General features: G+C 51.1%; 16 protein-coding genes and 3 pseudogenes. 12 read left to right on the top strand and 7 right to left on the bottom strand.

What is annotated here, in order from left to right; translation table 11 throughout:
* Positions 1-25: 25 nt before the first annotated feature.
* Together B1H58_RS11805 and trxC are read right to left on the bottom strand one after the other, a co-directional pair.
* The gene (locus B1H58_RS11805) at positions 26-727 is read right to left on the bottom strand and encodes a tRNA-uridine aminocarboxypropyltransferase (protein WP_085070517.1); all 702 of its coding nucleotides are present in this window, start codon (positions 725-727) and stop codon (positions 26-28) included.
* A gap of 80 nt (positions 728-807) precedes the next feature.
* Entirely contained in the window at positions 808-1,227 is a 420-nt protein-coding gene (trxC, locus tag B1H58_RS11810) for a thioredoxin TrxC (protein WP_085070519.1), read from the bottom strand.
* Between the two features lie 202 nt (positions 1,228-1,429).
* Between trxC and B1H58_RS11815 the strand changes: the two genes are divergently transcribed.
* The gene (locus B1H58_RS11815) at positions 1,430-2,503 is read left to right on the top strand and encodes a tRNA/rRNA methyltransferase (protein WP_085072296.1); all 1,074 of its coding nucleotides are present in this window, start codon (positions 1,430-1,432) and stop codon (positions 2,501-2,503) included.
* A 145-nt stretch (positions 2,504-2,648) separates the two neighbouring features.
* Here B1H58_RS11815 and B1H58_RS11820 read toward each other — a convergent pair whose 3' ends face one another.
* On the bottom strand, positions 2,649-3,575 hold the full coding sequence (locus B1H58_RS11820) for a LysR family transcriptional regulator (protein ID WP_085070521.1): 927 nt from the start codon (positions 3,573-3,575) through the stop codon (positions 2,649-2,651).
* 80 nt (positions 3,576-3,655) lie between these two features.
* Between B1H58_RS11820 and B1H58_RS11825 the strand changes: the two genes are divergently transcribed.
* Positions 3,656-4,609 (top strand): MBL fold metallo-hydrolase, encoded by a 954-nt coding sequence (locus B1H58_RS11825; protein WP_085070523.1) that lies wholly within the window; start codon positions 3,656-3,658, stop codon positions 4,607-4,609.
* Positions 4,610-5,076: 467 nt separating this feature from the next.
* Here the strand turns inward: B1H58_RS11825 and B1H58_RS11830 are convergent, their stop codons facing one another.
* The gene (locus B1H58_RS11830) at positions 5,077-5,808 is read right to left on the bottom strand and encodes an SDR family NAD(P)-dependent oxidoreductase (protein ID WP_085070525.1); all 732 of its coding nucleotides are present in this window, start codon (positions 5,806-5,808) and stop codon (positions 5,077-5,079) included.
* A gap of 99 nt (positions 5,809-5,907) precedes the next feature.
* Here B1H58_RS11830 and B1H58_RS11835 point away from each other — a divergent pair, with 99 nt between their 5' ends.
* Together B1H58_RS11835 and B1H58_RS11840 are read left to right on the top strand one after the other, a co-directional pair.
* Complete coding sequence (locus B1H58_RS11835) at positions 5,908-6,288, top strand: winged helix-turn-helix transcriptional regulator (protein ID WP_085070527.1); 381 nt, start codon at positions 5,908-5,910, stop codon at positions 6,286-6,288.
* Positions 6,289-6,808 (top strand): annotated as a pseudogene (locus B1H58_RS11840) (SDR family NAD(P)-dependent oxidoreductase).
* A gap of 230 nt (positions 6,809-7,038) precedes the next feature.
* Here the strand turns inward: B1H58_RS11840 and B1H58_RS11845 are convergent.
* Complete coding sequence (locus B1H58_RS11845) at positions 7,039-7,515, bottom strand: GNAT family N-acetyltransferase (RefSeq protein ID WP_085070529.1); 477 nt, start codon at positions 7,513-7,515, stop codon at positions 7,039-7,041.
* A gap of 92 nt (positions 7,516-7,607) precedes the next feature.
* Here B1H58_RS11845 and B1H58_RS11850 point away from each other — a divergent pair, with 92 nt between their 5' ends.
* From B1H58_RS11850 to B1H58_RS21035, 4 genes and pseudogenes are all read left to right on the top strand, one after another.
* Positions 7,608-8,540, top strand: a complete 933-nt coding sequence (locus B1H58_RS11850; protein WP_085070531.1) for a LysR family transcriptional regulator — start codon at positions 7,608-7,610, stop codon at positions 8,538-8,540.
* A 251-nt stretch (positions 8,541-8,791) separates the two neighbouring features.
* Positions 8,792-9,160: pseudogene (locus B1H58_RS11855) on the top strand (hypothetical protein); the annotation flags it as partial.
* Positions 9,161-9,232: 72 nt separating this feature from the next.
* A protein-coding gene (locus B1H58_RS11860) for an IS3 family transposase (protein WP_157130170.1) occupies positions 9,233-10,401 on the top strand; the annotation gives its coding sequence in 2 pieces (ribosomal slippage) (positions 9,233-9,482 and positions 9,482-10,401; 1,170 coding nt in all).
* 8 nt (positions 10,402-10,409) lie between these two features.
* Positions 10,410-10,805 (top strand): annotated as a pseudogene (locus B1H58_RS21035) (hypothetical protein); the annotation flags it as partial.
* A gap of 228 nt (positions 10,806-11,033) precedes the next feature.
* On the opposite strand, the gene B1H58_RS11865 reads toward B1H58_RS21035, so the two are convergent.
* Positions 11,034-11,396 (bottom strand): VOC family protein, encoded by a 363-nt coding sequence (locus B1H58_RS11865; protein WP_085070533.1) that lies wholly within the window; start codon positions 11,394-11,396, stop codon positions 11,034-11,036.
* A 57-nt stretch (positions 11,397-11,453) separates the two neighbouring features.
* On the opposite strand from B1H58_RS11865, the gene B1H58_RS11870 reads away from it, so the two are divergent.
* A complete protein-coding gene (locus B1H58_RS11870; protein WP_085070535.1) occupies positions 11,454-12,170 on the top strand; it encodes a helix-turn-helix transcriptional regulator in 717 nt (238 codons plus the stop codon).
* A 161-nt stretch (positions 12,171-12,331) separates the two neighbouring features.
* Here B1H58_RS11870 and B1H58_RS11875 read toward each other — a convergent pair whose 3' ends face one another.
* Positions 12,332-13,282 carry an AraC family transcriptional regulator gene (locus B1H58_RS11875; RefSeq protein WP_085072297.1) on the bottom strand — a complete coding sequence of 317 codons (951 nt, stop codon included), beginning with the start codon at positions 13,280-13,282 and terminating at the stop codon, positions 12,332-12,334.
* 112 nt (positions 13,283-13,394) lie between these two features.
* Between B1H58_RS11875 and B1H58_RS11880 the strand changes: the two genes are divergently transcribed.
* From B1H58_RS11880 to B1H58_RS11895, 3 genes are all read left to right on the top strand, one after another.
* Complete coding sequence (locus B1H58_RS11880; protein WP_085070537.1) at positions 13,395-13,730, top strand: EthD domain-containing protein; 336 nt, start codon at positions 13,395-13,397, stop codon at positions 13,728-13,730.
* Positions 13,731-14,278: 548 nt separating this feature from the next.
* Positions 14,279-15,595 carry an amidase gene (locus B1H58_RS11890; RefSeq protein WP_085070539.1) on the top strand — a complete coding sequence of 439 codons (1,317 nt, stop codon included), beginning with the start codon at positions 14,279-14,281 and terminating at the stop codon, positions 15,593-15,595.
* Positions 15,596-15,873: 278 nt separating this feature from the next.
* Positions 15,874-16,635 (top strand): alpha/beta hydrolase, encoded by a 762-nt coding sequence (locus tag B1H58_RS11895; protein WP_085070541.1) that lies wholly within the window; start codon positions 15,874-15,876, stop codon positions 16,633-16,635.
* Positions 16,636-16,645: the final 10 nt, after the last annotated feature.

Genomic DNA, 16,645 nt, shown 5'->3' on the forward strand with positions numbered 1-16,645 from the left:
CCCTCAGGCGATAGTTAAGCTGAGTCTAAACGCTTTCTGTTTCATCTGCCGTGAGATGAACCGGATGATGAGGTTTTCCTGCCAGATAGCGCTGGCGAAACAGCGTAAAGTGGGCGCTGAGCGCCTGAGCGGCCGCTTCATCGCCTGCCTGGCGCAGCAGTTCTGCCGCCACCTCGGCGGTACAGTGTTGTCCCGCACCGTGCGCCTCACGCAGCGTATAGCCGGAAGGCGTGGTCAGGCGTAACGACATCACCGGCAAGGCATCCAGCCACGGGCTTTTGCGAAACATTTTCCGCGCCTCAGTCCAGGTGCCGTCCAGCATAATAAACAGCGGCGGCTTGCCGCTTAACGGCGGACTATTTAACACCGGGCGATCGCTATCGGCATAGGATTCCGGAAACACCACCATCGGCTGATAGTCACTATTTGCTACAGCAGCCAGCAATGCCGGATCAGGTTCAGTGCGTGACCAGCCGAAAGCCTGTGTTTCAGGAAGAATATCGGCAATCAGACGGCCAGTATTGCTTGGCTTCATGGGTTCGGTATCAAACATGACCAGGCAGAAACGGCTGCGTGCGGACTGCACGGCAATTTCACTGCACAGGCAGAGCTTTTGCGGCAGCAGGCAGCCCTGGCAGCGTTGAACACGATTGCCACGAGCGAGAAAAGGACGGGTAGCGCGCGCCAGGCGCTCGGCGCGCAGGCGTAAAACGGCGTTATGGATCATTACATTGAACTGGCAAAAACGCCATTGTAGCGGGAAGTGGGCAGGAAGCGTAGCGCGGCTGACAGGGTCAGCCGCTATTATTACAGCGCTTCGTCCAGCCACTCATTAAATGGCGCTTTTGGCATCGCGCCGTTCAGCATATCGGCCAGTTCGCCCTGCCTGAACAACATAATGGTAGGAATGCTGCGAATGCGGAAACGGGCGCTGAGCGCGGGCTCGGCTTCGGTATTTACTTTTAAAAAGCGCACCTTACCGCTGCGTTCGCTGGCCACATCTTCATAAATGGGGGCGAAGTTAACGCAGGGACCGCACCACGGCGCCCAGAAATCAACCACTACCGGCAGGTCGTCCTGCAGATATTTATCCAGCGTGTTGGCGGTGGCATTGATGACTTCACCATCAAACAGCTCGTTACCGCAGCGACCACACCTGGCTCCATCGGCAATGCGCTCTTCCGGAACGCGGTTCGTTGCCTGACAGGATGCACATACCGTATTCATTTATCACCTCAGGGTTTAATCGTTAACAACGCATTAAACTGTTAATTTTATGCGTAAGCTTAATTATCAATCTGCTGCTATCAGGCAACAACATGGAATAGTCAATGAATATAATAGTTGGCGGCTTTTAGCGGAAGTTGATGGCATACAACCTGTGCTTCAGGTAATCTTCGCGCTTCGCGCTCAGCAGGTGGAGGAACAGATGAACGACGAATTCAAAGGTAAAAGCGGCAAAGTCAAAGTGATGTATGTTCGCGGTGATGATAACAATGATAAACGCGGACAAAATCCCCGTACGGGCAAAGGCAGCAGGCCCGGCGCAGACCGTCAGGAAGGAAGCCGTCGTCCATCGCGTCAGTCTGAAAGCCCGGCACGCGGCGGACGCGACGGTAAGTTCCGTGGTGACCGCGAGCGCGATCGTGAAGAGCTGCCCCGTGGCGAGTCGCCGTGGCGCACCGTTTCTCGCGCGCCGAATGAAGAGGCTAAACCCGATCATGGCGGCATCAGCGGCAAAAGTTTTATCGATCCGGGTCAGCTGCGTCGTCAGCGTCTGGAAGAGACCCGCGTCTATGGGGAAAACGCCTGTCAGGCGCTGTTTCTGAGCCGTCCGGAATGCATCGTGCGTGCCTGGTTCGTTCAGAGCGTTACGCCGCGTTTCCGCGAGGCGCTGCGTTGGCTGGCAGCTAACCGCAAAGCCTATCATGTAGTGGATGAAGCCGAACTGGAGAAAGCCTCCGGGACTGAGCATCATGGTGGCGTCTGCTTCCTGATTAAAAAACGCGTTGGCACACCGGTCAGCGACTGGCTGGCAACGGAACGTGAGCAGGATTGCGTACTGGCGCTGGAAAATGTCGGCAACCCGCACAATATCGGCGGCATTATGCGCAGCAGCGCGCATTTTGGCGTGAAAGGTTTGCTGGTGGATGATGCGGCAGTGCTGGAGTCGGGCGCGGCGGTACGTACCGCTGAAGGCGGCGCCGAGCATGTACAGGCATTGAGCGCGAAAAGCTTTGTTGCGGGTCTGGAAGCATTTCGCAATGCGGGTTACACCATTGTCACCACCTCCAGCCACAAAGGCAGCACGCCGTTAACGCAGGCAAAACTGCCGGCGAAAATGGTGCTGGTGCTGGGGCAGGAGAGCGATGGCCTGACTGAGTCTGCGCTGCAGCAGGGTGACCTGAGCGTGTCGATTGACGGTACCGGCAAAGTAGAAAGCCTGAACGTGTCGGTTGCGACCGGCATTCTGCTGGCGGAGTGGTGGCGTCAGAACCACTAAGCCGCACGCGGGCAGGTAATCAAGAAAAACGGACATCAGGCCCGTAATGCCAGACAGTTAAGGACCGGTTGAACGATCCCGGGGCTGTATATGAATCCGGAGACATTTCTGTTTCCGGATTTTTTTTTCAGAGTGCCAGGGCGATTTACGGTAGTGCTTTTATTACTCTCCCTAATAGCGTCCGCAGCCACTTCAGCGGCATATCGTTATCGGAACATTTATGCCACAGCAGCGAGAGCGTAATCTCCGGCGTCTCTACCGGAACGGGGCTACATCGTAATCCGTAATGAGAAACCCAGTCGGCAGCCAGCCCAGAGGGGACGGTCGCTAACGCGGGTATGCGTTTCAAAAGAGGTGGTAAAGAGGAAAAGTGCGGCGTAACGTAACGAACCCTTCGTGATTTTCCCTGCAATGCTAATTGCTCATCCACAGCGCTCCACGTTGATCCACGATACGAAACCAGTACGTGATCATGCTCCACATAATTTCCCACTGTCAGCGGCGCTTCCAGCGAAAGCTGTGCAGGGTGCCAGAGCGTACAAAAGTTGAGGGAGCGGATATTTTCACGCCTTAACGTGGCGGCAGTGCTCTGACCAACCGAAATAGCCAGATCTATCTCCCTTTGGAGAACGTGCTCACTGTCCCGGAAAGGATCGCTGGCCTTCACCTGCAGAGTTATTCCCGGAGCCTCACGTATTACACATGCCTGCAATTCTGGCATCAGCCAACGTTCAACCCAGTCGCTCATACCAAGACGAAAAACATGGGTTGCATTCGCAGGCGTAAATGAGGGTGGCTGAAACAGAATATGCTGCATCTGTTCCATTGATGGTCCGAGTGCAGCAATAAGCGCTTCGGCACGCGGCGTCGGTATCATCCCTCCTGCAGTGCGAACAAACAGAGGATCGTCAAACATTTCACGCAATCTGGCCAGCGCATTACTGACCGCCGGCTGCCCGAGATGCAGTTTTTCAGCTGTACGTGACACGCTGCCTTCCCGCTGCAGCACGAACAGCACCGTCAGCAAATTCAGATCGATACGATGAAAATCATTTTCTCTGATAGTGAACATTATATTAATCAATTTGAATGATAGTGACTTACTGAGGATACTGCCGATCACCTTCAAATGACATTTTAGTGGGGACTTTAATGAAAATTATACTGACGCTGATCGCGACACTTATCTTTTCCAGCCAGCTCCTGGCTGCCGAGCAGACCAGTGCACTGGATGAACAGGCTCCCGGTTACTATCGTATGAAACTGGGAAAACTGCGCATTACCGCCGTATCTGACGGCACGGTAACGATACCGTTGAATACATTGCTGACTAACATTTCACCGGAAAAATTACGTCAGGCGATGGCCAGAGATGCAATGACGCCGCAAGCAGAGACGTCGATTAACGCCTATGTAATAGACGATGGCAAAAAGCGCATTTTAGTGGATACAGGTGCAGGAGAGCTGTTCGGAAACAGGGGAGGGCATCTGCTGGCAAACCTTGCAGCAGCAGGTTATCCATCTGAATCCATAGATGCCGTCTTGCTTACTCATATTCACGCAGATCACTCCGCTGGCGTGTCACGCTCGGGCAAGCCCGCGTTCCCAAATGCTGACGTGTATGTGGATAAACGAGATGTAGACTTCTGGCTTAACCCCTCTAACGTAAATCAGGTTGAGGCGGGTGAGGCACACACTTTTGCTGAAAGTGAACGAACCCTTCGCCCGGTTATCAATGCCGGCCGGTTAAAAACATTTCTGGCCCCTGCAACACTGGTAAACGGAATACGTGCTGAGTCCGCTGCTGGTCATACGCCGGGAAGTGTGCTGTATCGTGTGGAAAGTGAAGGTCAGACACTGGTGTTATGGGGAGATATTATCCACGCCAAAGCGGTACAGATGTCAGATCCACACGTTGCAATCCATTTTGACGTAAACCGCCAGCAGGCAATTAAAACGCGGGAACGGGTACTCAAACAGGCTGCGGAACAGGGTTATTGGGTAGCTGCCGCACATATTTCGTTTCCGGGGCTTGGTCACGTAAAACGTGAGGGTAGCGGTTATCGCTGGGTGGAAAGTAATTATACGACCCAGCTAAGTCAATAGCGTTTCAGTTCCGTTTCGAATACTTACGCATTCTGAATACCTGCATCAAGCCGGGCCTCAACCACGGCGTCTGAATTTGCAGCGGTGCGGCTGTTACGAGAGTTATCAATGGCCGTAGTTATGCCTGCGTGAATATTTGAGTCAATTGAACTCTGAATGTATTAGGGCTGTAACAGCAGCCCTGTGCCAGCGGTGGGCATTCACACTTACCTGCTCTGTTGTCCGCTTCGTGCCAGAAGCGGGCATCTAACATTTTGTTGAATGAGTTAATGGGGAGCAGGTCAATGCCGCTGTAAGCCGCAGCATACGCCTGATAATGCGCATCTGTCCGGGCGCATACATAAATGAACGTGAATTTGAGCACAGCCATTCAGGTTAACAGTCACATTAAAGATAAAACCGGGTAGTAGCCCGGTTCGTCTCTCACTTAGCATTTCTCTGATCTTAGTGAAACTGAACGACATTCATCATACTTGTGTCATCCCACCATCCACACAGATTTCTGCTCCGGCTATATAACTGCTTTCATCACTTGCGAGGAATAGTGCAGCATTGGCAACTTCTTCAGGTCTGCCCATTCTTGATAACGGAATGGTGCTGATTATCCTATTACGTAGCTCTTCAGAGGCTGCAAGCATCATCTCCGTATCGACAGGGCCAGGGGCAACAACATTAATGCGAATGCCACGGGCGGAGAGTTCATGTGTCCATGTGCGGGCAAAAGAACGAAGCGCTGCTTTACTGGCGCCGTATACGCCATATCCCGGCGTGCCAATCACATCGGCAATCGAACCTATTAAAACGACGCTCGCTCCCTTCTTCATCAGGGGAAGCGCTGCCTGCATAGCAAAAAGCGGTGAGCGCACATTCAGGCCGAAAATAGAATCAAAATGTGCCGGAGTGACGTCATCAATCGTTGAGTATTCTGCCATGCCGGCGTTGATGACCAGCACATCTATCTGGCCGGACTCTGTCTTGATTAAATCAACTATCCGCGTCAGTTCGCTTATCTGACTGACATCAGCACGTATTGGCCTGGCGGTGCCCTTTATGGTGTGGCTGGCTGCTTCTAACTCTTCATTTCGGCGCGAGGTCAACCAGGTTGTTGCACCTTCACTGGCAAATCGCTGGCTGATAGCCAGACCAATGCCTTTTGCACCGCCGAGTATCAGGGCAACTTTATTCTCTAATCTACTCATCTGCTCACTCCTGTCAGGATGGAAAACAGATGATATAATTTCTATACTTAATAACAATTACGCACTTTGTTTATACCAGGTATCGAGGAATATATCGCCATGTCTCAAATTGATAGTAATGACCTGAGAGAAATAGGGAAAACCCGACCGGTCCTGGAGAACATAACCAATAAATGGTCAATTTTAATTCTCACCGTACTTTGTAGTGAACCCGTGCGCTTCAATGAACTCCGTCGCCGCCTGGATGGGATTACGCACAAAGCATTGTCTGATGCGCTTAAGCGGCTTGAGCGCAATGGGTTGGTGCATCGAAAAGTACTGCCTACTTCGCCGGTGAGTGTGGAGTACAGTCTTACATTACTGGCACAGACGCTTCAGGAGCCTTTTAGTGCGCTGTATGGATGGGCGTTAAAACATGGAGCGGAAATGGAACGGGCCCAGTTGATGTATGATACCAGGCATGCGGAAGAGATTTGCTGAATAATCGTAATTCAGCGTATTGTCACTGAAGGCGGCCATGTAGCCATTACGGGGCTTAATGAAGAAAGGCTGGAACATGCACGCAGCCTGCTTCCTGTGACATCGCTTATTGTGAAAAGCGATGCTACAGCTGGCAGCTCTCTCTAAATCACTAAATTCAGGCGCATCCGTTCTGGTTACTTCGTCCTCCTCTGTATATGAAGGTGCAGCCATGACAAGCCTGTATGCAGCGACGAAAGGCGCCCTTATCGCTATGGTTAAAAGCTGGGCATCTGCGCTGGCTGAACGCGGTATCCGCGCCAACACTTTGGTGCCAGGTCCGATTGAAACCAACTTCAGGCATTTTATGCCAGAGGAGTCGCGTCAGCAGTTTGAAGATTTTGTGGTAAGCCAGGTTCCTTAGGGTCGCGCAGGAATTGCAGAAGAGGCCGCTGCAGTTGCACTTTTCCTCCTTTCCGATGATGCATCCTATGTTACCGGCAGCCAGTATGCTGTAGACGGCGGGCTGGTACATTACTGATCGTTTACCAGGGCTCACGAAAGCAAATGAAATTAATCCAGTAAAGTCCGCTCCTCGCTCATAGCTAACCTTGCGCCCGCGTAAAACAGTTTTTTGCCAATAGCGGACCCTGGCCTGCACGCATGTCCGCTTTGTGCCAGAAGCGGACATTGAGAATGATTTTTTCGCCAGTCCGCGAGCGAAAGATAAATCCCGCGTTAGCAGGATTTATCTCAATAAAACGGCAATTTTTATTCAGCAAATTTCAGCAGTGCTTCACCATCGAGACGATAGCGAACCCATTCAGATTGCGGCAACGCGCCAATACTAAGGTAAAAATCAATCGCTGGCTGGTTCCAGTCAAGCACACTCCATTCAAGTCGGCCGCATTGTCGTTTGACTGCGGATTGCGCGATATTTTTCAACAGTGCCTTTCCCGCGCCATTTCCCCGATAATCAGGAGTAATGTATAAATCCTCCATGTAAATACCGTTACGTCCAAGCCACGTGGAATAGCTGGTGAAGAAAACAGCATACCCAATGGTTTTACCTTCACTTTCACAGATCAATGCTTCGGTTTTACTGCCTGCGCTAAACAGTGTTTCCCGGATCTCGTCTGGTGTGGTGATTACTTCTTCTGGCGCCTTTTCATACATAGCCAGCTCATAGATCATCTCGTAAATTGCCGTTGCGTCTTCCGGTCGGGCTGGGCGGATCGTGATACTCATTAGTTTTCCTGTGTTCTCTGGATAGTATCGATATTGATGGTGCCAAGCATAAGCGTTATTTTTAGAGGAATTAAGTGCAATGAAATCAGCCAATGATGAATATTATGCATTCGGCGCTAAGGCGTCTTGATTTAAATCTTCTGCCAATTTTTGACGCGATTTATCGCCACCGTTCTGTTCGTTTGGCGGCGGATGAATTGGCGATGAGCACATCGGCGATGAGCCATGCGCTTTCACGGCTACGCATCACTCTTAACGACCCATTATTTTTTCGGGAAGGTCATCGTATGTGTCCCAGCGTGTATGCTACCCAGCTGGCACCTTCTATTGCTTCAGCGCTGAACTACCTCAATCAAGAGCTGACTCCGCAGCCGAAGTTTGAAACTTCCACGAGTACGGAGCGTTTTCAGATTGCGATAACAGATTTTACTGCATTTTGTATTTTCCCTGCCCTGATGCATAAACTGCAGCAGGAAGCCCCCGGTTTACACTTCGAGTTACTTTATTTGCCACACAGTCCGGCGCTGACGGAATTGCTGGCGGGCGAAGTAGATTTGGCACTTGGATTCAGCACACCAGATGAGGCCCGACATCCTGAACTGGAAGAAATTACCTGGCTCGAAAATGAATATGTCGTTATCAGCAACCAAAACCGAACACAGCTAACACTAGAAGATTATCTCGCCGCCCGGCACCTGGTTGTGACACCCTGGAATGAAAAGCGAAGTGTCCTGGATCTACAACTTGAGTTGATGGGTTTTATACGGCAGATAGCGATCAAAACGCCGTCCATGCTTAGCGCGCCGTTTATTGTTGCGGAAAGCGACCTGCTGATGGCTATTCCCCGTCTTGCCGCAGAGAAATTGCTCCCGGCAATGAATATCAAAATTTTTGCGCTACCGTTCGAGATACCCTCCTTTGAAGTGAAGATTTATTCACATATACGGAGTGGTAAACGAGATGCAACTAACTGGCTGAAGTCGGTATTGCAACAACTGGCGAAAGAGATTAATTCAGAGCAATGAATGCGAAAAACCGAAATTGTGAGGTGTCTTATTTTTTAAGTGGAAGTACTTGCAGATTACAAAGTCTGAACTTCCGCTCTTCGCTCATAGCTAACCTTGCGCCCGCGTAAAACAGTTTTTTGCCAATAGCGGACCTGGCCTGCACACATGTCCGCTTTGTGTCAGGAGCAGACATTTCATTAATCGCATTGCCTGAAGTTTAGTAAGATGCCAAAAAAAACTTCATCATGAAATTAGCTAATGGGAAAAGTATGGAAGCGCTGATCAAAACGTATATAGAAATTCTTAAAAGTCTTAATGCTCAATCGTTTGCACTCATGGAAGATAAATATTCAGGTGTATTTCTTCCTGTTCCCTCTGAAGAGTACTGGCGCTCACCGGTAAAAATCATGTTGGTTGGGCGTGAAACGGCGGGATGGAATACCGGAAATCATAAAAATAAAATTGCCCGGGTTCTGGGCCTGATGCCCGATATTACTGTCGAACAGGTAGTTGAAGAAGCGGTAACTCGCTACAAAGAGCATCAGGATAAGTGGACTCCTAATACGAAATCACGAAGCCGTTTTACGCAGTATCATTTCTTGCTGGCGCGGAAGCTGGAATTACCCCCTAAGGCGATATGTAGTGGTTTACTGAATTTGGCCACCTGAACAGAGGTGATATGCTCGCCTCAGAACAATACAGGTGCCCCAATGAAAAAAAGAAATTTCAGTGCAGAGTTCAAACGCGAATCAGCCCAGCTTGTCGTCGATCAGAATTACACCGTTGCTGAAGCGGCTGAAGCGATGGATATAGGGCTTTCTACCATGACGCGCTGGGTTAAACAGTTGCGTGATGAACGTCAGGGCAAAACGCCAAAAGCCTCGCCGATAACGCCGGAACAAATTGAAATTCGTGAGCTGAAGAAAAAACTTCAACGTATTGAAATGGAAAATGACATATTAAAAAAGGCTACCGCGCTCTTGATGTCAGACTCCCTGAACAGTTCTCGTTAATCGGGAAGCTCAGAGCGCGTTATCCCGTGGCGATACTGTGCCATGTGTTTGGGGTTCACCGTAGCAGCTACAAATACTGGAAAAGTCGTCCTGATGAACCGGATATCAGGCGGACAGCGTTGCGTAGCCAGGTGCAGGAGTTACACAGCATCAGTCATGGCTCAGCGGGCGCAAGAAGCATTGCCACTATGGCAACACTTAAAGGCTTCCGTATGGGGCGCTGGCTTGCTGGCAAACTCATGAAAGAGCTGGGACTTGTAAGCTGCCAGCAGCCAACACACCGGTATAAGCGCGGTGGACAGGAACACATCGCTATACCGAACCACCTTGATCGTCAGTTCGCGGTCATCGAGCCCAACCAGGTATGGTGCGGCGACGTGACTTATATCTGGACAGGAAAACGTTGGGCATATCTTGCTGTTGTTCTCGACCTGTTCGCCAGAAAACCCGTGGGCTGGGCAATGTCATTCTCACCGGACAGCAAACTCACTATGAAAGCGCTGGAAATGGCCTGGGAGCGTCGGGGAAAGCCAGGCGGAGTGATGTTCCATAGCGATCAGGGTAGCCACTACACAAGCCGGCAGTTCAGGCAGTTACTGTGGCGTTGCAGGATAAAGCAGAGCATGAGTCGGCGGGGAAATTGCTGGGATAACAGCCCAATGGAGCGGTTCTTCCGGAGCCTGAAAAATGAATGGGTTCCCGTGATGGGATACATGAACTTCAGTGAAGCCTCTCATGCGATCACAGATTACATCGTGGGTTACTACAGCACGCTCAGGCCGCATGAATATAACGGTGGATTACCACCAAACGAATCGGAAAGTCGATACTGGAAAAACTCTAAAGCGGTGACCAGTTTTTGTTGACCACTACAATAGTGTATGCAAATTTATTTGCATGGGATTATGACCGAGAGAGCCCACTGCTCCGCCCTGAAAACGAACTTCAGGAAATAGCGTCTGTTTCATTAAGACTTTTGGCAACCCAGATAGGGCATTTAAAACCTGATTTTGTGATATTTGCATGTGGTTCACGAACTGACCGTTTTATAAAGTGTTTATCGAATAAATATTTGGGTGGCTCTAAAACTTTATCAGTCACTCCTAAAAAATTATGGAAGTTTGAGTCAGGGAATGCGACCTGTTTCAGGATTGCTCATCCCAGAGCAACCTATGGGCATCAGGAGTTCAGGGCTGAGGTGATCGAACAGATTAAACAAGCGGTTGTACGCTTATCCTGTCATCAGAAGCAACTTTGCGAGTCTGAATGAGCTTAGAGAACTGGAAAGCAGTCAGTCCTCATTTCTAATCCCGACATTTCATACCCGCTACAGGTAAATGTAAGCATTTCGCTCATGGCAGATATTGGCTTATGCGTTCGCTTTGTGCCAGAAGTTATCTGCTTTTTGCACAAAGCGAACCTGGCTTCACCCATGTCCGCTTTGTGCCAAAAGCGGACGCTTCAGGTTTAAACATGGGCAGGTAAGCGTCATTACTTATTAATCTGGTATACACACCCGTATGCGGTGCCCGTCAGGATCTAGCGCAACGAACGTCTTGCCAAAAACAGCCTGTCTGGGCTCCTGTTCTATCTGCACACCGCTGTCTGACCACTGCTGATAAAGTGTATCAACCTCCTGAGTATCTTTAACCATAAAACTCAACTCAGTTCGGTTACCTTCACCGCACGATACAAAGTCCTTCGCCGTTGTTGACCATAGTCCCAGGTTCAGGCCGTTATTGAAGGAAAAAGCCGCCCACGTCGGAAGCATCACGTCTGGTTCTGTATTGAATAGCTTCTGGTAAAATCTGCTGCTGGCAATCGGGTTATCAACATAAAGAATAATCAGGTTAGGTATCATGAGTCTTTCTCGTCAAAAAGAATGAGACTTCACTATCGCAGGGAGCATTGACAGAACATGTCAGCATCGGGACCGAAGCGTGCAGAGCGCTTACTTAATCTTCTGCAGATTTTATATCAGCATCGCTATCCGGTAAGCGGACACTGGCTTGCACAAGAACTTTCCGTCAGCCTTCGCACGCTTTACCGTGATATTTGCGCTCTGCGTGTTCAGGGGGCAGACATTCAGGGAGAAGCCGGCACGGGATTTATCCTCTCACGGAGCCATCATTTGCCGCCTGTGATGTTTACCCCTGAGCAGCTCGACGCACTGGCACTCGGCTTGCGCTGGGTAGCCGCATATGGTGATGCGGGTATTGCAAAAGCGGCTTCTGAGGTAACGGGTAAGATCCGGCAAGGTCTGCCCCCACAGTTAAAGACGCTGTTTGATGACTCGACACTATTAGTTGGAAAGACCCAGGTTGCCCATCACAATCCTGAAAATCTGAACTCTCTTCGAAGCGCCATCAGGCGGAGACAGAAAATCCGGACAGGTTATACAGACAGGTCAGGTAATGTGAGTGAAAGAACGATATGGCCTTTCGCTTTAGGTTATTTCTCAGGAGATATTGTGCTTGCGGCATGGTGTGAAAAACGTAATGCCTTCCGCCATTTCGACGTAACGCGACTAACATCACTTCAGCTTGTGCAGGAAGGATATCCCCATTCCCGGTATCGCTTACTCCGCATGTGGCGCAATGCGGGTCTGGATAACACAATCCCTGGGCGTAGCTGAACTGAATCTCAGTGTTCCAGAATATTCAGTCCTTCCCATATCTATTAATATGTCCGCTTCTCGCTCAAAGCGGACATTGACCTACGTATCAGTCCGCTTTGTGCCAGAAGCGGACGTTATTGACGTTGGTTTATGCCAATCAATAGAGGCAGGTCACTTCATCAGCGGGAAAAATACTCATTATCGGTTTCGGTTAGTGACGGATCTTTCAAAGAGTACTGTCGTGGCGAGCATCCAATGAGTCGTCGAAACGCCGTACTGAATGCAGCTTCTGATTCATAGCCTAGTGAGTGCGCGATTCTTGAGACAGGTTCAGTGCCACTGGTGAGCCGGTGGCATGCAATCATCATCCTCCATCGTGTCAGATACTCGATTGGCGACGCTCCGGATATGCTTTTAAACTTGAGAGCGAACTTGGATCGAGACATCTCGGCCTTCTGCGCAAGTTCCGGCAAGGTCCATCTTCTGCCCGGGCTTGCATGAATTGCGCCAATGGCAGCCGCGATCCGCTCATCACCAAGTGCAAACAGCCAGCCGACTTCTCTTCCCACGCCGTGAGCGAGATAAAGCCGCAGCGCCTGGACCAGCATCAAATGAGCGAGATGCTGCACTATAAGCCTGGCACCCGGCTGTGCTCCGAACAGTTCCTGGCGCATACGGTCGAGGGCCCATCGCAGACCTGTCTTGTCGTCTTCGTCGCGGAGCCGAATGATGGCAGGCATTGATCCGAGAAGGATATCGACATGTTCGCCGGCGAATCCGAAATGGCCGCCGAGCATTGTCGTTTCTCCGCCGCCGTTCACCGTCGCGATACCGCCGTTCCAGTCATCTTCAGGTAGGGTGGCAATGCCGACCGGTTTGAAGGCAAGGTCTCGTGCGATCAGGAACCGACGTCCGTTCGGTAACAGGACGCAATCACCCGTCTTAAGCTTTATCGGATCTTGCCCACCATCGACGGCGAGCCAGGCGCTCCCCGATACGAGCGCAAAATACTTGAGGCCAGAATGCTTCTCGAACTGAAGCGCCCATTTCCCCCCGAAATCAAATCCACCCGCGATGTAGGTTTTCGGCGTTAATAGCGTGAGAACATCGGATAAAGGATCAACCATCATGGGGACAATCTCGAAAGTAATATGGATATTCAAGCATAGTTTGTTTCGACTTTCATGGTTATCCTTATTTTAAAGCAGACGCACCGACTGCTCACTGCCAAAGGATATTTTCATGATCAAAGTCGTCATCAGCTTCAAGCGCCGGCAAGGTATGGGTATACAGGAATTCAGGGATTATCGTCGCGACGTTCATGCACCAATGCTTTTTGCCATTCCCGAAGCAAAGAAGATCCGCCGCTTTGTTATTTCATACCCCACGGATTATGCGTCTTCAGAGGAACCACGGTTCGACGCCATGGTAGAGGCATGGTTCGACAACAGTGACGACATGAACCAACTCTTCCTGTCAGACAACTTTGCAACCAAGGTGGATCCGGACCACGTAAACTTCATTGACTTGACTTCCGTAGTCCGGCTCGTGACCGAAGAACTCATCGTCATTGAATAACGAGCCCGCCGGGGGCGCAGGGCGAAGAGCATTGCCTGAAACGGCGAGCCCCGGCCTTCTTCAGGATAAATCCCGTTCGCTCGTAAAAGTCAGCCGCCTCTTTTCACCTGACCTCCCAATAGAAATTGAGACTCTATTCGGTCTTTAATTCATTGCTTATAGCCGCAATTGACAACTGTTCGGCTCTGGCGCTGTTTTACCAGCCCGGCGCCAGAGTCATAATGCCCGCTTCCCGCTCACAGCGGACTGTGTGTCGGTCCACTATGTGACAAAAGTGGTCGTTAATGACATTGCACCTATTAGCCAAAGAGCTGGTTAAAAAAGCCTGATGCTAAACGCTTCAATTCAGAAGCGTCAGATTTATGCCTGCAGGGGAGGCAGCAAGCCTGCCTGTGAATACCCCTCAATAAGCTCGTCAAAGAGGTGAATATCGTTTCGGCTCCTGGCCATTAACTGGGCACCGGCAATGGCAGAAAAAATAGCACGTGCCCGTTTTTCGCCATCTTCTGGACTGATTAAACCTGCGTCCTGAAGCTGCGTGTTCAGCCATGCAACATTTACGTCTAACAAACCCAGACGTTAATGCCATTGTGACGCTGGCAGATGATGCAATGAAACATGCCGTTGCGGCGGAAGCGGCAGTGATGAGAGGAGACGATCTCCGTCCTCTGCATGGTGTGCCCTTTACGGTAAAAGATTCGATAGATACCGCTGGCGTACTGACGCAGCGCGGCTCACCCATTTTCAAAAACCGTCTTCCTGCGGAGGACGCAACCAGCGTGGCGCGCCTCAAAAATGCAGGTGGCATTCTGCTGGCAAAAACTAACCTGCCGGAATTCTCATACTGGATTGAGAGCGATAACCTGCTTTCCGGGCGTTCCAATAATCCCTGGGATCTGACCCGCACGCCCGGCGGCTCCAGCGGTGGCGAATCAGCAGCTATTGCCGCGGGAATGTCTCCGCTTGGCCTGGGAACCGATCTGGCCATTTCAGTGCGCGGACCGGCTGCACAGACAGGTATCACCTCTATGAAAGCAACGCACGGCAGCGTGCCCATGACAGGAATCTGGCCACGCGCACCCCGCCGGTTCTGGCATGTGGGTCCTATGGCGCGTTCTGTACGCGACATTGCCCTGGCCTTCTCTCAGCTGTCAGGACCGGACGGGCACGATGCCTTTTCCAGCAGCGCGCCGGTTTACCCGGATGGACTGTCGTTCGCCTTATCGCGTCCGCTTCGCATTGGCTGGATGACCGGCCCGGGCTTTGGACCGGTTGACCCGGAGGTGGCAGCGGTAGTGAAGTCAGCGGCTGAGGCGCTGCAGGGTACCGGCGCTGTTGTGGAGCACGTAGGTATACCGGCGCTGGAGCAGGATTTTGCCCTGGATGTTTTCAACCGGATCCACGTTATGGAAATGAAGCCAGCATTTGCGGCAGCTACCGCAGGCAGGCGTCCTGATGAGCTCTATAAAATGGCCAGGACCATGCTGTCACTGCCGGACACCTCTGTGTCTGACTTTATTGATGCGGAGCAGGCAGCAGAAAGGCTGCGGGATGGTTTTGAAGAATATTTTTCGCAATATGATGCGCTTATTACGCATGTCCTTCCCATTCCGGCACACAAGCACGGCGTTGAACAGTTCGTCATTGATGGGCAGAAAGTGGATGCAACTTATCTTCAGGGGGCCACGGTCCCGCTGAACGTGACCGGGTTACCTGGCATAGCGCTTCCCTTTGGAAAAAGCCGTGAGGGAATGCCGGTAAACGTTCAGATTGTCGGCAAATGGCATGCAGAGAGCACTATTCTGCATATCGCTTCACTGCTTGAAGCTGCCAGCCCGGTAAAAGGGTTACATCCTTTGCTTTAAAATTGAAAAAGGCCTCGCACAGGGGCGTGAGGCCTAATCGGTTTTTAATGCCAAAAATGTGGCGTGCAACGGTTCTGTTTCAGACAGAATAATCGTCTTGCTGCAAAACACTGGTATTGCTGGTCAGTTTGAATGGATGCTCAGGAGATGGTTAAACGCTGAAGAATATCGGGCGTTGCGTTTCAACCAAAGTCATTTTTTTGTCATAACTGGCTCACCCTTATGTCAGAGCCCGTTTCATATCCTGTAGGCGAACCTTCCCAATCAGGAGCATTAAAATGAAATTAAACAAAGTCACCCTTGCAGTGGGTATTCTGCTGGCGACGGCAGGGGGCGCGGCGCAGGCTCAGGCGCAGCCGGTACAGAATATTGTACTGGTGCATGGCGCTTTCGTTGGCGGTGCGGGCTGGCGTCCGGTATACGATCAACTGACGCACGATGGCTATAACGTCACGCTGGTACAGGAACCGCTAACCAGCTTTTCGCAAGATGTAGCGGCGACGCGACGCGTTATTGAGCAGCAAAATGGCCCGGTGATTTTGGTCGGTCACAGCTACGGCGGCGCGATCATCAGTGAAGCCGGTAACGACAGTAAAGTCACTGGCCTGGTGTACATTGCCGCGCATGCGCTGGATAACGGCGAAACTGAAGCCAGTAATGGCAAAAAGTATCCCAATAGCGCGCATCCGTTTATAAAGTCGGGCGACGGCTATCTGACTATCGCGCCAGAATATTATCACAGCGATTTCGCTGCCGACTTGCCTGCTGCACAGGCCGATTTTGAAGCGCATGCGCAGATGCCGACTAACGCGGCGGTGTTCACCGCTAACATTCCCCATCCGGCGTGGAAAAGCAAGCCCAGCTGGTACATGGTGGCGAAAGCTGACAAAATTATCAGTCCCGATCTGGAGCGCATGTACGCCAGGCGCGCGCGCAGCCATATGGTGGAAATTGCCGGTGCCAGCCACTCCGTGTATCAGTCGCATCCTGATGATGTTGCGAAGTTGATCGAGCAAGCCGCACAAAACGCACAGCCTTAAAACCTATCCC

Source organism: Pantoea alhagi (assembly GCF_002101395.1).
Classification (GTDB): Bacteria; Pseudomonadota; Gammaproteobacteria; order Enterobacterales; family Enterobacteriaceae; genus Mixta; species Mixta alhagi.

Excerpts from the sequence above, each read along its gene's own strand:
- B1H58_RS11805 (WP_085070517.1), bottom strand. The coding sequence starts at position 727 with ATGATCCATAACGCCGTTTTACGCCTGCGCGCCGAGCGCCTGGCGCGC.
- trxC (WP_085070519.1), bottom strand. The coding sequence starts at position 1,227 with ATGAATACGGTATGTGCATCCTGTCAGGCAACGAACCGCGTTCCGGAA.
- B1H58_RS11815 (WP_085072296.1), top strand. The coding sequence starts at position 1,430 with ATGAACGACGAATTCAAAGGTAAAAGCGGCAAAGTCAAAGTGATGTAT.
- B1H58_RS11820 (WP_085070521.1), bottom strand. The coding sequence starts at position 3,575 with ATGTTCACTATCAGAGAAAATGATTTTCATCGTATCGATCTGAATTTG.
- B1H58_RS11825 (WP_085070523.1), top strand. The coding sequence starts at position 3,656 with ATGAAAATTATACTGACGCTGATCGCGACACTTATCTTTTCCAGCCAG.
- B1H58_RS11830 (WP_085070525.1), bottom strand. The coding sequence starts at position 5,808 with ATGAGTAGATTAGAGAATAAAGTTGCCCTGATACTCGGCGGTGCAAAA.
- B1H58_RS11835 (WP_085070527.1), top strand. The coding sequence starts at position 5,908 with ATGTCTCAAATTGATAGTAATGACCTGAGAGAAATAGGGAAAACCCGA.
- B1H58_RS11845 (WP_085070529.1), bottom strand. The coding sequence starts at position 7,515 with ATGAGTATCACGATCCGCCCAGCCCGACCGGAAGACGCAACGGCAATT.
- B1H58_RS11850 (WP_085070531.1), top strand. The coding sequence starts at position 7,608 with ATGATGAATATTATGCATTCGGCGCTAAGGCGTCTTGATTTAAATCTT.
- B1H58_RS11865 (WP_085070533.1), bottom strand. The coding sequence starts at position 11,396 with ATGATACCTAACCTGATTATTCTTTATGTTGATAACCCGATTGCCAGC.
- B1H58_RS11870 (WP_085070535.1), top strand. The coding sequence starts at position 11,454 with ATGTCAGCATCGGGACCGAAGCGTGCAGAGCGCTTACTTAATCTTCTG.
- B1H58_RS11875 (WP_085072297.1), bottom strand. The coding sequence starts at position 13,282 with ATGATGGTTGATCCTTTATCCGATGTTCTCACGCTATTAACGCCGAAA.
- B1H58_RS11880 (WP_085070537.1), top strand. The coding sequence starts at position 13,395 with ATGATCAAAGTCGTCATCAGCTTCAAGCGCCGGCAAGGTATGGGTATA.
- B1H58_RS11890 (WP_085070539.1), top strand. The coding sequence starts at position 14,279 with ATGCAACATTTACGTCTAACAAACCCAGACGTTAATGCCATTGTGACG.
- B1H58_RS11895 (WP_085070541.1), top strand. The coding sequence starts at position 15,874 with ATGAAATTAAACAAAGTCACCCTTGCAGTGGGTATTCTGCTGGCGACG.